At 50.7% G+C, this 14,480-nt stretch carries 14 protein-coding genes; 5 read left to right on the forward strand and 9 right to left on the reverse strand.

The window, feature by feature from the left end:
* Window positions 1–235 precede the first annotated feature (235 nt).
* Window positions 236–868 carry an O-methyltransferase gene (locus tag FJQ58_RS08745; RefSeq protein WP_139992392.1) on the reverse strand — a complete coding sequence of 211 codons (633 nt, stop codon included), beginning with the start codon at window positions 866–868 and terminating at the stop codon, window positions 236–238.
* Between the two features lie 145 nt (window positions 869–1,013).
* On the opposite strand from FJQ58_RS08745, the gene FJQ58_RS08750 reads away from it, so the two are divergent.
* Both FJQ58_RS08750 and FJQ58_RS08755 read left to right on the forward strand, forming a co-directional pair.
* A complete protein-coding gene (locus FJQ58_RS08750; protein ID WP_139992394.1) occupies window positions 1,014–2,159 on the forward strand; it encodes a THUMP domain-containing class I SAM-dependent RNA methyltransferase in 1,146 nt (381 codons plus the stop codon).
* Window positions 2,160–2,183: 24 nt separating this feature from the next.
* Entirely contained in the window at window positions 2,184–4,223 is a 2,040-nt protein-coding gene (locus FJQ58_RS08755; RefSeq protein WP_139992396.1) for an LTA synthase family protein, read from the forward strand.
* Window positions 4,224–4,286: 63 nt separating this feature from the next.
* Here the strand turns inward: FJQ58_RS08755 and FJQ58_RS08760 are convergent, their stop codons facing one another.
* From FJQ58_RS08760 to racE, 8 genes are all read right to left on the reverse strand, one after another.
* The gene (locus tag FJQ58_RS08760; protein ID WP_139992398.1) at window positions 4,287–5,720 is read right to left on the reverse strand and encodes a PDZ domain-containing protein; all 1,434 of its coding nucleotides are present in this window, start codon (window positions 5,718–5,720) and stop codon (window positions 4,287–4,289) included.
* 82 nt (window positions 5,721–5,802) lie between these two features.
* Window positions 5,803–6,102, reverse strand: a complete 300-nt coding sequence (locus tag FJQ58_RS08765) for a hypothetical protein (protein ID WP_139992400.1) — start codon at window positions 6,100–6,102, stop codon at window positions 5,803–5,805.
* Entirely contained in the window at window positions 6,065–6,679 is a 615-nt protein-coding gene (locus tag FJQ58_RS08770) for a DUF3990 domain-containing protein (RefSeq protein WP_162341399.1), read from the reverse strand. The genes FJQ58_RS08765 and FJQ58_RS08770 overlap by 38 nt, the downstream gene beginning before the upstream one ends.
* Window positions 6,680–6,797: 118 nt before the next feature.
* Window positions 6,798–7,025: a YuzB family protein gene (locus FJQ58_RS08775; protein ID WP_139992404.1), complete on the reverse strand. Its 228-nt coding sequence runs from the start codon at window positions 7,023–7,025 to the stop codon at window positions 6,798–6,800.
* Window positions 7,026–7,061: 36 nt separating this feature from the next.
* Entirely contained in the window at window positions 7,062–7,364 is a 303-nt protein-coding gene (locus tag FJQ58_RS08780) for an iron-sulfur cluster assembly accessory protein (protein ID WP_139992406.1), read from the reverse strand.
* A 46-nt stretch (window positions 7,365–7,410) separates the two neighbouring features.
* Window positions 7,411–7,644: a hypothetical protein gene (locus FJQ58_RS08785; protein ID WP_139992408.1), complete on the reverse strand. Its 234-nt coding sequence runs from the start codon at window positions 7,642–7,644 to the stop codon at window positions 7,411–7,413.
* 90 nt (window positions 7,645–7,734) lie between these two features.
* Complete coding sequence (locus FJQ58_RS08790; RefSeq protein WP_139992409.1) at window positions 7,735–8,622, reverse strand: M14 family metallopeptidase; 888 nt, start codon at window positions 8,620–8,622, stop codon at window positions 7,735–7,737.
* A gap of 192 nt (window positions 8,623–8,814) precedes the next feature.
* Window positions 8,815–9,624, reverse strand: a complete 810-nt coding sequence (gene racE / locus FJQ58_RS08795; protein WP_139992580.1) for a glutamate racemase — start codon at window positions 9,622–9,624, stop codon at window positions 8,815–8,817.
* 285 nt (window positions 9,625–9,909) lie between these two features.
* On the opposite strand from racE, the gene FJQ58_RS08800 reads away from it, so the two are divergent.
* The 3 genes from FJQ58_RS08800 (at window position 9,910) to FJQ58_RS08810 (ending at window position 14,359) form a co-directional block, all read left to right on the forward strand.
* The gene (locus tag FJQ58_RS08800; protein ID WP_139992411.1) at window positions 9,910–11,550 is read left to right on the forward strand and encodes an MDR family MFS transporter; all 1,641 of its coding nucleotides are present in this window, start codon (window positions 9,910–9,912) and stop codon (window positions 11,548–11,550) included.
* 210 nt (window positions 11,551–11,760) lie between these two features.
* A complete protein-coding gene (locus tag FJQ58_RS08805; RefSeq protein ID WP_139992413.1) occupies window positions 11,761–12,567 on the forward strand; it encodes an SDR family oxidoreductase in 807 nt (268 codons plus the stop codon).
* A 46-nt stretch (window positions 12,568–12,613) separates the two neighbouring features.
* Window positions 12,614–14,359 (forward strand): alpha-glycosidase, encoded by a 1,746-nt coding sequence (locus FJQ58_RS08810; RefSeq protein WP_139992415.1) that lies wholly within the window; start codon window positions 12,614–12,616, stop codon window positions 14,357–14,359.
* Window positions 14,360–14,480 lie beyond the last annotated feature (121 nt).

The raw sequence follows: 14,480 nt of genomic DNA on the forward strand, positions 1-14,480 counted from the left end.
CCCTTTTTCGTACGATAAGAACTCAATGCGCTTACGGCACTCCCATCACAAGTAACCAACCGCTTCTTCGAGCAATCCAAACAGATAAGTATTCATGAACCGACGACGCAGCCACCAACGACTCGCTCTTATTAGCCTTATCCTGCGATCCCCTAGATCCGCGTTCATAACCAAAAAAGCGCCCTCTTCCGCCCGACAATCGTCGCGGAAAAAAGGCGCTGCTTGGCAGCTCTCATTATTTAACGATTGCGATGGCTAAACCGTCATAACCCGGCAGCACCGTACTTTGCAGACGCGCATCGGAGGCGATGATTTCATTAAAGGAGCGCACCGCGCGCACGGACGGGCCCGCTTTGGCTGGGTCAGTTGTTCTGCCGCGCAGCAAAATATTATCCCCTACGATAATAGCGCCGGGCTCCGCCAGAGCGATCGCATAATCCAAGTAGACGGGATAACCTTCTTTATCTGCATCAATAAAAAAGAAATCAAACTTCAAGCCCTCCGCTTGAAGCTCCGCCAAGCTTTGCTTCGCATCGCCAATCCTGTACTCGACCTTGTCGCCAAGACCAGCCGCTTCCATATGCGTTTTGGCCACGTCGGCATAATTTTGCAGAAGCTCCAGCGAGATCAGCTTGCCGCCCTCCGGCAAGCCGCGCGCCAAGCAAATGCCGCTGTACCCGCCAAGAGCGCCGATCTCTACAATATTACGCGCTTTCGTTAGCGAGACCAGCATCGTGAGCAGCCTTCCATAGCCATCCGCAACCGAAATCTCCGGCATTCCGTTTGCAGCTATTCCTGCTTTTGTGCGTTCTAGATCTGCGTCAGCCCCGTAAAGGGAATCTACATATTCCTCATTCGTCAACGTCATTCTATCTCTCTCCAATTTTACAATTTGTAAAAACAAGCTAGTTTGTCCTATACTTGATTGTATGTTTTTGTTCTCGGGGTTACAAGCCTAGGCTTATGGCGCGACGATCCTTGATCGCTAAGAATTAATGAAAAGAGAGTGTATAATGGAAAAGTTACAGCTAATCGCAACCGCACCGATGGGACTTGAAGCGGTTGTCGCACGCGAGCTGAAGGATTTGGGCTACAATGATCTGCAAGTAGAAAACGGACGGGTTAATTTTACGGGCGGACCGCTCGATATTTGCCGCACTAACCTTTGGCTGCGCACCGCAGGACGAGTCCTCATCAAAATGGGAGAGTTCCCTGCTACAACCTTCGAAGACCTTTTTGAAGGCACCAAAGCGCTGGACTGGCCGACTTGGATTCCGAATGACGGCGAGTTCCCCGTCAATGGACGCTCGCAAAAGTCTCAACTAACCAGCGTACCGGCATGCCAAAGCATCGTCAAAAAAGCGGTTGTTGACAAAATGACCGAACGCTACGGTACGGAGTGGTTTCCGGAAGACGGCGGACGCTACGTTATTGAAGTAACGCTTATGAATGACCGCGCGATGCTGACGCTGGATACCACTGGCGATGGCTTGCACAAACGAGGCTACCGCAAAGTTGCGACGGAAGCGCCTATTCGGGAGACGCTTGCTGCCGCACTGGTCCAGCTTAGCCGCTGGCGCCCTGAACGGCCGCTTTATGATCCGTTTTGCGGGTCGGGCACCATTCTTATCGAAGCTGCCATGATCGGTTGGAATATTGCCCCTGGGCTTCGCCGAAGCTTCAACAGCGAGGGCTGGCCGCTTATTCCAAACGAGCTTTGGGATGAGGCGCGCGATGAAGCGTTCGACCTCGTAAAGGACGATATTCCGCTTCAAATCGCTGGCTCGGACATTGATCCCGGCGCCATTGAAATTGCGGAAGCCGCTATCAAGAAGGCAGGCTTCGGCAAAGAAATCAAATTATCCGTACAGCCTGTCGCCAAGGTTAAGCTGCAAGGCGACTACGGCGTTATCATTACAAACCCGCCTTACGGCGAACGGCTAGGCGACGATGTGCAAGCGGAAGCGGCCTTGCGCCAATTCGGCCTTACCGCGCTGCACTATCCGACATGGTCCTATTTCTCGATTAGTCCATCTACGACGATCGAGCATTATTTCGGACGAAATGCCGACAAGAAACGGAAACTGTTCAATGGCCGGATCGAATGTAACTACTTGCAGTTTTTCGGTCCGCTTCCCCCGCGCGGGAACAGGCCGTAACGGAATAGGAAGGATATTTTATGTATGCAATCTCCTAGACAAACGCCAGTACGTCGGTTGCTAAGCTTGCTGCTGGTTGGATTCGAGCGGCTTAAGGCTGTGGATCTGGCGTTGTTTGTTGGCGCGATGTTCTGCAAGCTTTATTTGTTCAACGCGTTTCTAAATGTCGCCAATATGAAAATGACGTCTAAGGACGCTTGGATTGAAGTGGGAGCCGTGCTGCTGTTCAGCTTCTGGACCCTATGGCTCCCTGCACGCGGACGAATGGTTTCTCTTATTCTTTTAAACATGATCGCCACCTTCGTGCTTTACGCCGATCTGATTTATTATCGCTATTTCCAAGATTTGATCTCCGTTCCCGTGCTGCTCCAGCTCGGACAGGTAGACTCACTCGGAGAAAGCATCGGTACGCTGCTGCATGTGAAGGATTTTATTTTATTTTTGGACTGGCTCATCATGATCCCTTTCGCAGTTTATATCATTTGGCAAGGACGCACTGATCTGCGCCATGCCAATGAATATCGCTCGGCTCCGCCGCTTTGGCGGAAAGCATTGATCCGTATCTCGCTAAGCGCTGTCGTTTTTTTTATCGGCACGTCGCTTGTGTTTACGAACGTAAATGAGGCAAAGCGGACATGGGGGCAAGGGATTTTTGAAGGCAACTGGTGGAACCTCTCTATTTATAATGTCACGGGAGGGCTTGGTTTTCATGGCTATGATGTCTATCGCTATGTGAAGCAGCACTGGCTTGATACGGAAACCGTAACTGCGGAACAATTATCCGAAGCTCAGAAATGGATTGAAGCTCGTGGCGAGCTTCGGGGCAATTTGGAGCAAGATTCGCTGTTCGGCGCCTACAAAGGCAGTAATGTGCTGATGGTGCAGCTGGAAGCCTTTCAAAACTTCATGATTCATCAATCGATCGGCGGGCAGGAAATTACACCGCATCTGAATGACTTGATTGAGAAAAGCGCTTATTTCAGCCAGTTTTATCACCAGACTGCGCAAGGCCGAACCTCGGATGCTGATTTTACAGCCAATTGCTCCATGCAGCCGGTAGCCAACGGCTCCGTATTCATTCAATATTCGCCGAATGAATTCGACTGCATGCCAAGCACTCTTAAGGCTAATGATTATGGGACAACTGTCTTCCACTCCTATGAGGGCGGGTTTTGGAATCGAAACACGATGTACCGAAATATGCAATACGACCAATTCTACAGCCTAAAGCATTTTACGCTGGATGAGAAAATTGGCTGGGCGCTCGGCGACAAGTCATTTTTCCGGCAGTCGCTTGATGTCATTTCTGAGCAAAAGCAGCCGTTTTATTCCTTTCTGATTACGCTCTCCAGCCACTACCCCTTCACGATGCCGCCGGAGGAGAAAGTGCTTAATCTCGGCGAGCTGGACGGTACGTTAATGGGAGATTATTTGCAGGCCATCCACTATGTGGATGCCGCTCTCGGCGAGCTGGTAGAGCGCATGAAAGCTGAAGGATTATGGGATAATACGATTCTTGTCATGTATGGGGACCATGATAATTCCATCAAGGACTGGACGCTGTTTGAGACATTTCTGGACAAGCCGCTTAATGATTTGGAACGGCAAATGATCCTGAAGCAGGTTCCTTTGCTCGTTCATCTACCCAAAGACGGTCATGCCGGGATCTATGAGCAGGTTGGCGGGCAGATCGATGTCACTCCAACGGTTATGCATCTGCTTGGCTTCTCAACCGCAGACCAGTACCTGCTGGGTTCACCGTTGCTCACCGACCAGCCTCTTAGCGGCAAAAAAGTGGTGCTGAGAAACGGCGCCTTCACGGACGGAACTGTTTACTATATTCCTTCCACGGATGGCGTTGCGTCAAATGGTGCTTGCTGGAGTATTACTACGAATACAGTGAGCGATATGAACGCTTGTATGAATGCCATCGATGATGCTCGCGGCGAGCTCAGCCTGTCCGACCAAATCGTCATGAATGATCTGATCAACGACTTCAAGGAGCAATCGACAATTGAAGCTAGTCTCCCTTCTAACCTAGAAACGGCTGACCGGCCCTATTAAAAAAAAGAAGGACGATCCCGCGAGTCACAGACTCGTGCAGGATCGTCCTTGTTCCGTTTCACGTCAATGCTGAGCCAGCCATGCCAGCACATCGTCGATCGTATTCACCGGTACGATATTCAGCTCCGGCGCCCCGCTGCGAGCAGCCTCCTCTAGTTTTGCAGGTACGAAAAATACATCCGCATCTGTACGACTAATCGCATATGCCTTCTGCTTGATGCCCCCAATGAGTCCAATGGAGCCGTCTGGTTCGATCGTGCCCGTTCCGGCTATCTTAATCCCATGGGTAATGCCCCCGGGAGTCAGCTGATCAATGAGCGCCAACGTCAGCATGGCGCCATGCGAGGGGCCTCCCAGATGCGCCATAAACCGCTTGTAGTCGATAGTCTTCGGAATGTCGTAATGCCATTTTGTTTCTACTGAAATCCCGAATACCGGCCTCTCAGGCGTGTCGGCCGACGCCTCGGTCACTAGGTCAACCACTTGTTCGCTTTCCTTTCTCTTCAAGGTCACCGTCACCTTGTCTCCTGGTTTAACCTCTGTCGCCATATAAGCTGACAGTTCCGTTATCGAACGAACAGCTTGCCCATTCAATTGTTCAATAATATCGCCAGCCTGCAGCCGCTGATCAGCCGGACTGTCCTTGATCACGGCAACGATCTGAACCCCTTCCGGAGTAATCCCGCTACCGAAACCAGTTTTCTTCATCGCGATCGCAGACGCTGCGGCATTGGCATCCGTCTTCATGAGTACGACCTGCGCATAGGTCTCTGTCAGCGGCGGCTCATTCTCAGGCGTTTTCTCGAAGCTGTACATCGGCAGCAGCTTCGCAAACAGCCAATCGGCCGGCACCGCTGGCCTGTCAAATACGAGAACGCCGTTGATCGTACCGCCTCTCCCCCCGCCTTCCACGTGCGCATAACGGTTTAAATTCAGTGTCATGCCCGGGTAAGTGACCAGGTAGCCCGTCGGACACAATAGCGCTAGGAGCAGCAGCAGTGTAAGAACGAGGGCGATACCGCTTCGCTTCGGCAGCCAAATCAACCTGCCCCGCCTTGTCTGCATACTTGCAGCAGGTTTTGCGCCTTCAGCTTGCCCATCGGCCTTAATGCGGTTTCGCATCTCGCTAATCAACATGTCGGCAAAAACGAATGGCGCTGCAGCTCCGATGAGAACAAGCAGCAGAAACAGCAGCTTTGGTGCAAAAAACACGTAACCTGCTGCCGCGAAGCCAAGCCCTGCAATCATGATGCGCAGAAGCTGCAAGAGAATGCCAACGCCTCTCCATAGCTTGTCCCTAAATAGACCAAGAAGTGCGCCCACCGCCCAAGCAAGCGGCACAAGCGCCACTAGATTAAACAACCAATCGATCATTTCAATCCATTGCATGCCGCCCGATGTCCGAATGGGCGCAGGCACCCATATTAGCTCTGCCGCTACCAAACAACCTAATGCCAATGCGATTCCGAATAGGTAAAAACGTGCTGGCTTCAGCATTTATTTCTCCTCCTAAGCTCTCTATCCAGCATTTGCCTCAGCCTATTATAAACAAAAGACCCGACGATCCCAATCGCGGGTCCTACTTCGTTTGCAAATATTGGCTTTCCTCCGAATCGATTCCTCTGTCTCGAAGCTCGCCTTTCTCTATGGCTTGAATATGTTCCAGCCACTGCGCGGGAGAATGATGCATCCGGCGCGCATGATCGAGAAGCTGGGCATATTGGCCGCAATTATCATACCCTCCGAGCTTACGCACCACTTCAATGTAGTCTACGACAAGCGTCCTCGCATCGGGTTGGGAATAACCGTATTCCGCTGTCAACGCTTCAACGATGCCTCGTTCATACAAGCTTAACCTGACCTGCGCCTTCGCTTTCATGGTACATCCACCTGCTTCCCGTATAAATATGGTAGCCGACCAGCCTCAAATGCGACTCCCACTGCTCGTTGCAAAAAACAACCTGGTTGCCGAGTCGCAGCGAATCAAGCTTCCTGCCTTTGCGCGATAGTGTAATCTGTTCGTAAAACCAATGTTCATCTTTATTTAATTGTACTGCTTTATGTACGATTTTTCCAGTGTCATTGTCCGCCATCGGTCCGATAATGATGTCGGGATGGCTCTCGCAGGGATCGCTGCCTTTTATCGTTGCCTTGCGGTGCTCATAGATAAAGGACGCCCATGCCGGCGAATCGGATAGAAACAGCAGCGGGTCCACCCGTTCAGGCACTGACGTCAGTTCAACCACAAGCACGCAGGGACGGCCGCCATTCCAAGATTCTTTCGCCGCTTTATGCGCCCATTTCCGGGCTTGATCCGCTGATATCGTCGTATAGAAGCCTTCGCCGAAATCTTTCCCTGCCCGCCAATAAGGCGAGTTCAGCAGCTTCAGGCCAAATGATTGTACCGTATCGCTTGTCGTTCCGTGGTAAAGCAATTGCGGCGTCGTTATATCCACTCTTTTGCTCCTTTCGTTCATCCCTCAGCCCACGGCCATTCCGATTCGGCGCGTATAGGCGTCTAGGTATACAAAAACCCTACGAGTCAAGCATGCGTAGGGTCAGGATGTGCTGGTGTTATTTTTTTTTGATGTAAGGAAGAATCTTCTGGATCGCTTCATCTTCGTTATCTGCCTTCACATAGCGGCCATTAATAAAAATAAATGCGTAGCGGGCACAAGGCCCGCAATAAGATTTGCAGCCGACGCGGATTTCTGTGTCAGGCACTAATTTCTCCAGCTTGGGCACAATCGACTTCATCTTCATGTGCTTGCATTTGTCGCATACCCGAATATCATTAGCCATCGTTCATCTTCCTATTCAACCTATTACAAATGAATCCTAGTGATCCCCGTGGTTGCCCTTGGTTGGATTGGTAATGGCAAAGCCTTCTTCAGGCACATAGAAATAATCGATGCGAACGCCGTCAAGATATGGATTGTCCTTCTCCAAAATAATGTCGATGCCTTTGTCTGTAGTGACCACAACGTCCTTATCCGTTGGCTCATCGATTCCCATGCCGTAATGGGCATGATCGCCATGTGCATGCGTGACAATGACACGCAGCAATTTGCCTTCGTTCTCAGGCTTGGCCAGCTCTGCAAGTATAACTTTTGCTGCATTTTTTGAAATTTTGCAATTCATCGTTCATCCAGCTCCTCTTATGGTAATGCCTTTTAGGCAATGTTCATTATTTTATATTATACTTGGTCTCCATTCTACGGGCAAACCATTCTGCTAGCAGCATCGTTACCGCTATATCATCAACCGGCATAAACGGCATCACGTCAGGCAGAACCCAATAGAGCAGCACGGGCACGGAAAAAATCAGCTTGTCCAGCAGTGATACGTCCTTCGAGCGCAGCAGTTGAAAAATCCGGACAAACGTCTGCCGCCAGTGGCGCAGCGACAACAGCTTACGCATCATAAATCCCACCTTTGCCGACCGTTTCCGATTATTATAGCATAAACGCAGCAGGTTTACCTACTGCGTGCATACGGCCCTATGCCGCCGCTAAAGGCGAAGGGCTTCCAATAGCAACGGCTGCAGCTCTACATAAATTTGGTCAAACTGGCTCATCGGCAGCGGGTTTTCCCCATAGCCCGCTTCCACTGTGAAACCAGGCCTCCGGAAATGCTGAATAAACCAGTCCTTATAACCGGCATCGCTGCCCGACAGCTTTACAGGCTCGTAACCGCTCGCCCGTCCTAATCTTTTCGCTAGCTGCTCCGCCTCTGCCGGCTCATAATCGCGATAGTTCCAATAAATCTCCCTCCCCTGCGTATGAAGCGCAACCACCGCATCGAAGCCGACCATTTCGGTAAAGCGCGCCATCGCGAAGGCTTCGGGCTCACTGAGCGGATATGGCCCTGGGAAATCGCGGGGGCCCGGCCCTTCGATGCCTCTACGCTTGCACTCCTCTTCCCAATAAGCAGGAAACTGGTCATTCAGGTCCACCCCCCTAATATTCGCTTTCCAGCCACTAAACTGCTCCAAGCCGCCGTTCCACTGAAGCAGCTGTTGATGGTAGGGGTGACGGGCCGGATCGAGCCCTTCCTGCACAAGCTCCACGCCATCGGGGTTGACCATCGGAACGGCCCATAACGTCACGTTCCTGCATAGATCCTCTACTCGTTGCCCGCCAATCGGCTCATTGTTGCAGTAAGCAGCGGACAAATCCGCAATAAAGCGCATAAGCAAAGCTGAGGTGATCCATTCATTCGCGTGGAAGGAGCCATTAATATGAATGCGACGCGGGCCGCTGCCGCACCGAACCGCCAATAGCGGCTTGCCCATCACGCTTTCCCCAATGACATGAGCGGACACAAATCGATACTTGCCTGCAAGCTGTCTTACGCCTTCCATTAAATCAAGATGGCTATAGTTTTGAACGGAGTACATCCTTATCGCCTCCTGTCACCTGACTGTGCTCCTATCAGGTTATGCGCTGCCTAGTTTGTCCTATGTGGGGCTTACCATCGAACTAATGGACTAGAGCAGCAGTCTTCCTTGCCAAAGAAAACAAGCCCAAAAGCAGCGCGCTGGCTGCAAAAAAAGCCAGATCCGCTCACGGACCTGACTTCATTGCTCGTATTAGCAAATCGTCGGAATTTGCCACAGCACCGGTGAAAGCTCAATCTGTTGGCCTAACCACTGCCTTGTAATGGATCTGAACAGCTGCTGGTCACCGCTGCAATAAAACTGGTGCAAGGGCAGATGCTGTCCGCTCGCAAGGTTATTTTTTCCCTCCAAAATCATGCGGATCTCGCGCGCGGTTTCATCAGCCGAACTAATAAGAGTGACATTCTGCCCCATAACCTCCGATATCGTTTCCGTCAGGAAAGGATAATGCGTGCAACCGAGAATGAGCGTGTCAATCGGGAAATGCCGTAAATGCCCGATAGAGCTGCGGACCGTCTCGTACGTTTCCAGAGACCGAAAATTCCCTTTTTCCACTAGCGGAACAAAGCGCGGGCAAGCTTCGCTTATTACCTGAATCTGTGGAGCAATCTTTCTGAGCGCATGCTCGTAAGCACCGCTCTTGATCGTCCCCTCCGTACCGATTACCCCGACGCAGCCAGTGGCGGTCAACCCGATTGCCGCTCTCGCGCCCGGATTAATTACGCCCACGACGGGAATTTCAACTCTTGACCGAATATCCTCAAGACCAGCCGCCGTCGCCGTGTTGCATGCTATAACTATCATTTTGGGATTAAACTGAATTAAATAGTCGACGATTTCCCGCGTAAAGCGAACGACCTCTTCGGAAGAACGCGGACCATAGGGCGTTCGCCCCGTGTCTCCGAAATAAATGATTTTCTCGAGCGGCAGTTGACGCATCACTTCCTTGGCAACGGTAAGCCCGCCTACGCCTGAATCAAGTATCGCAATCGGTTGCTGCACAAACACACCGCTTTCCTGAACAAAGTAATGAATCCAGACAAAATAGCATATGAATACAGGCACAAAAACGTACCTGTCACTTATCGAAATCATTGGACAAGTCCTCTGGCGGCATGCCCAATAACGGATTTTTTTCACTGTTGACAACTGAAATATATATCACTTAATATTTAAATGCTTTAAATATTAATGACTAAAGGATAAAATAGCGGCCGCGCTTCCAAAGGACAATAAATAAGCCGTTAAACGACTGACTAACCACCATATGACAGGAGAGTAAGACAGATGGAAAACACTAAACAAGCTGCAGCTCCGCTCGCTTCAGCAGATGGCGGCAACAAAAGAGGACTGCTCATTATAGGCTTGCTTATCGCAATGCTGTTTGCCGCGCTTGACGGTACGATTGTCGGTACAGCAATGCCTACGATCATTAGAGAAATGGGCGGGCTTGAGCTGATGGCATGGCTGACTACGGCCTACATGCTTACTTCTACAACCATCGTGCCGATTGCAGGCAAACTTGCGGATTTGTTAGGCCGAAAGCTCGTTTACGTCAGCGGCATTATGATTTTCATTTTGGGTTCCGCGCTTTGCGGATTAGCTGGCAATATCGAACAGCTCATTATCTTCCGTGCCATTCAAGGTCTCGGCGGCGGCATTATGATGCCAATGGCCATGATTATTATCGGGGACTTGTTCACAGGCAAGCAGCGCGCCAAATGGCAAGGCGTATTCGCAGCCGTATTCGGCCTCTCTTCCGTGCTTGGGCCACAGGTCGGCGGCTGGATCGTTGACGCCTGGAACTGGCGCTGGGTATTTTATATCAACCTGCCTGTCGGTGTTCTGGCTGCTGTGTTTATTGCGATTTCGCTTAGCGGCAAAAAAGCCGAGGGCCGCGTCAAATTCGACTGGGCCGGTATTTCCACCATGGTTGTCGGTGTGGTCAGCCTTCTGCTTGGCTTGTCGCTCGGAGGCAGTGAATTCGATTGGCTGTCATGGCAAATCATTGGATTGTTCGCGCTTGCCATTGTTTCGCTTATCTGGTTCGTGCGCATTGAATCGAGGACGGAAGAGCCGATTTTACCCGTTAAGCTGTTTAGAGACAGAACCTTTACGATGATTAACGGCATCGGCTTCTTTATGAGCCTCGGCATGTTTGGCGCCATTATGTTCGTGCCGCTTTTCATGCAATGGATTGTTGGCATTTCGGCATCCGAATCAGGCACCGTTATGATGCCTATGATGATTTCAATGATGATTTTCAGTGTCGTCGGCGGACAGGTGGTTTATAAGATAGGCGTACGATTGCAGCTGGCCATCGGCATGATTATTGTCGCGATCGCCTTCTTCCTGCTTACTACGCTTGATGCCTCAACCGCGAAGCTGACCGCTTCATCGTTCATGGTTGTGCTCGGAATCGGGATCGGTCTTGTCATGCCGCTCCTTACGCTTGTTCTTCAAGAATCGTATCCAAAATCGCAGCTTGGCGTCGTGACGTCTTCCAGCACGTTTTTCCGCCAAATTGGCGGTACATTCGGCATGACGCTGCTTGGTGCCGTGATGAATATGCAGTCGAGCAGTCATTTGAAAGACAGGCTGGTGCCGCTTCTCGGTCAATTGCCTGAGGATGCCAAAGCGTTCGCCGATCAAACCTCGGCAACGGTAGCTTCGAATCCACAAGCGATCTATTCTACGCTGCTCGATCCGAAGATGCTTACGCAATTTCCGAAAGAGCTCACCGACAAAATGGTGCCAGTCGTAAAGTCAACGTTGATCGACTCGCTTCATACCGTGTTTTGGGTAGGGCTAGTGTTCATTTTAATCGGGACCGCACTTACCCTGCTGCTGCGAAACGTGAAGCTTGTGCAGCAAACAAAGGAAGACAAGAATGCTGACGGGGCTGAACCGCAATTGAATCATATGTAACCTCTTCGTGTACAACATCTTATCGTTTGAACAAGGGCCGTGAACAGCTGCTGCAAGCAGCGTCACGGTCCTTTTTTTATTGATCATTTGCCCAAGGAGCTTCATCTATCGTATACACAGCTGTTTAGACTGCAACATATCGGGTAAATACCATTTAAACCTTAACAAGCAGGTCCCATAAGCATCCATCAAAAGGAGGAAATTTCTGCTATGACAACTCATCAAGCCGCAATAGGGCGTTTACAAGGAAAAATCGCATTAATTACTGGCGCTGGCTCCGGAATCGGCAAAGCTACCGCTTTGAAATTCGCAAGCGAGGGTGCTGATCTTGTCCTCCTGGATATCAAAGAAGAGGCGATGGAAGAGGTTTGCCGCAAGGTGCAGCAGTACAATGTTAATTGCTTGTCCATAGAAACCGATGTCTCGAGTGAGATACAGCTGGCAAGCGCATTTCGGCAAATCCGCGATCATTACGGCCGGCTGGATATCGTTTATGCCAATGCTGGCATTAATGGCGTACTGGCTCCGATTGAGCTAATGGACTATGACGACTGGAATACGACGCTGCAAGTCAATTTGAGCGGAACCTTTCTGACCGTTAAGCATGCTGTGCCCCTGCTGAAAGACAAGGGCGGAAGCATTCTGGTTACGAGCTCCATCAATGGCAACCGCGTATTTTCCAATATCGGGTTCAGCGCTTACAGCAGCACCAAAGCCGGACAAGTTGCCTTTGCAAAAATGGCTGCGCTGGAGTTGGCTCAGTATCACATTCGCGTTAATGTGATCTGTCCCGGTGCCATCGATACCAATATCGGCGAAAGCACCGAGCGTACGCCCGAGCTCGACAGCGTCACGATCCCGGTTGAATACCCTGAGGGAAGCCAGCCGCTTGAGGATGGGCCCGGCAGCGCTTCACAGGTAGCCAAGCTGGCATTATTTCTGGCGTCTGAGGATTCAAGCCACATCTCAGGCACGACCGTCTATATCGACGGCGCAGAATCGCTGCTTCGCGGGTAATTTCATTTTTTTGATGTCCACTATAACTGAAGAGGAGCGGGAGCCAATGTTCAAAGAATGCTTGCATCACTCACCGGATCTGAAATGGGCTTATGCTTACGATTGCGATACCTTTCATCTCAGGCTCCGCACCAAAAGAGACGATGTTGAGGAAGCTGTTGCCGTAACGGGAGACAAATATGACTGGGACAGCCACTCCCTCGACGTCCAAATGGAAAAAATAGCGGCAGATCCGCTTTTCGATTACTGGGAAGCCGTCATTAAGCCGGAGTTTCATCGTTTTTCTTACGGGTTCCGTGTTCGCAGCGGCGATGAAACACTGTGGCTTGTCGAAAACGGTATTTTTGATGAGCAGCCTACACCAGCAGGCGGTTATTTCGAGGTTCCGTTTATTCACGCTATCGACTTGTTTGACGCTCCGCAGTGGGCAAAGGATGCCATCTTCTATCAAATTATGCCTGACCGATTCGCTAACGGGGATCAGAGCAATGATCCGGAAGGAATTCGGCCGTGGGGCGAGACGCCCGGCGGAGAAGACCATTTTGGCGGGGATTTGCAAGGCATTCTTGATCATTTGAAACATCTGACCGATCTTGGCATCAATGCCGTTTATATGACGCCGTTGTTCACCGCGCCATCCAACCATAAATATGACACCATTGACTATAAAGAGATCGATCCGCAATTCGGCAATACCGAGCTGCTTAAGCAGCTCGTAAAAGCATGCCATGAGGCTAATATCCGGGTGGTGCTCGATGCTGTGTTCAATCATACAAGCGAGCAGTTCCCTCCTTTCCAAGACGTGCTGAAGAACGGTGAAAACTCAAAATACAAAGATTGGTTCCATCTGAACGGATTTCCGGTCGAAGTGAAGGATGGCGTGGCGAACTATGCCACATTCGGATTTTTTGGAAACATGCCTAAACTCAACACCGCTAATCCCGAGGTCAAGCAATATTTGCTGGATATAGCGGTTTATTGGATCCAAGAAGCCGATATCGATGGCTGGCGCCTTGACGTCGCCAACGAAATCGACCATGCCTTCTGGCGGGATTTCCGTACGGCGGTGAAGCAAGCCAAGCCCGACGCTTTTATTATCGGGGAAGTTTGGGGCAATTCACTCAACTGGCTGAACGGGGATGAATTTGACTCTTCTATGAATTATCCGGTTACTGACCGAGTACTCGGTTTCTTCTCAAGCTCCGATGGATACGCATCCGATTTTGCCGACCAGATCAATCGCTTGCTTATGAGGTACCCTCAGCAGACCAACGAAGCTTTATTTAATCTGCTGTCCAGCCATGACATTCCGCGTGCCGCTACACGGTTAGGAGGACATACTCCAAGGCTGAAGCTTGCCGTCGTCTTTATGCTCACTTCCATGGGAATCCCCTGCATCTATTACGGGGATGAGATTGGCATGGACGGGGGAGATGATCCCGATTGCCGGAAATGCATGGAATGGGATACGGAAAGGCAGGATCGTGAGCTCTTTGACTTCTACCAGCTTTTAATCGCGCTTCGCAAGACGCACCCCGCCTTGCGCGATGGCCGTTTCAGGTTCCTCCATGCCGATAACGAGAACGGCACATTGATTTTTGAGCGGCTGAACAGCCGTCAGCATTTCACGATATGGATAAACAACACGGAAGAAACCGTCAGCCTTGCCCACCCCATGCAAGCCGATGACTGGCGCGATGCCCTGACAAACGATGAGGTTTCAACCTGCGATGGCGAGCTCCAAATCGAGCTGGCTCCGCTAGACTTTCGGATCATATACCGGGACATTTAAGGCTTCAAAGACGTTTTTCTTGCCATTGCAAGGGAAACGTCTTTTTTTTGCAGGCCTATGCAATACTCCTCAACTTATGCATTTACACACCCCAATCAATTTTGAACCATCGGTTTCAAAG

This window comes from Paenibacillus paridis (genome assembly GCF_006345825.1).
Classification (GTDB): Bacteria; Bacillota; Bacilli; order Paenibacillales; family Paenibacillaceae; genus Pristimantibacillus; species Pristimantibacillus paridis.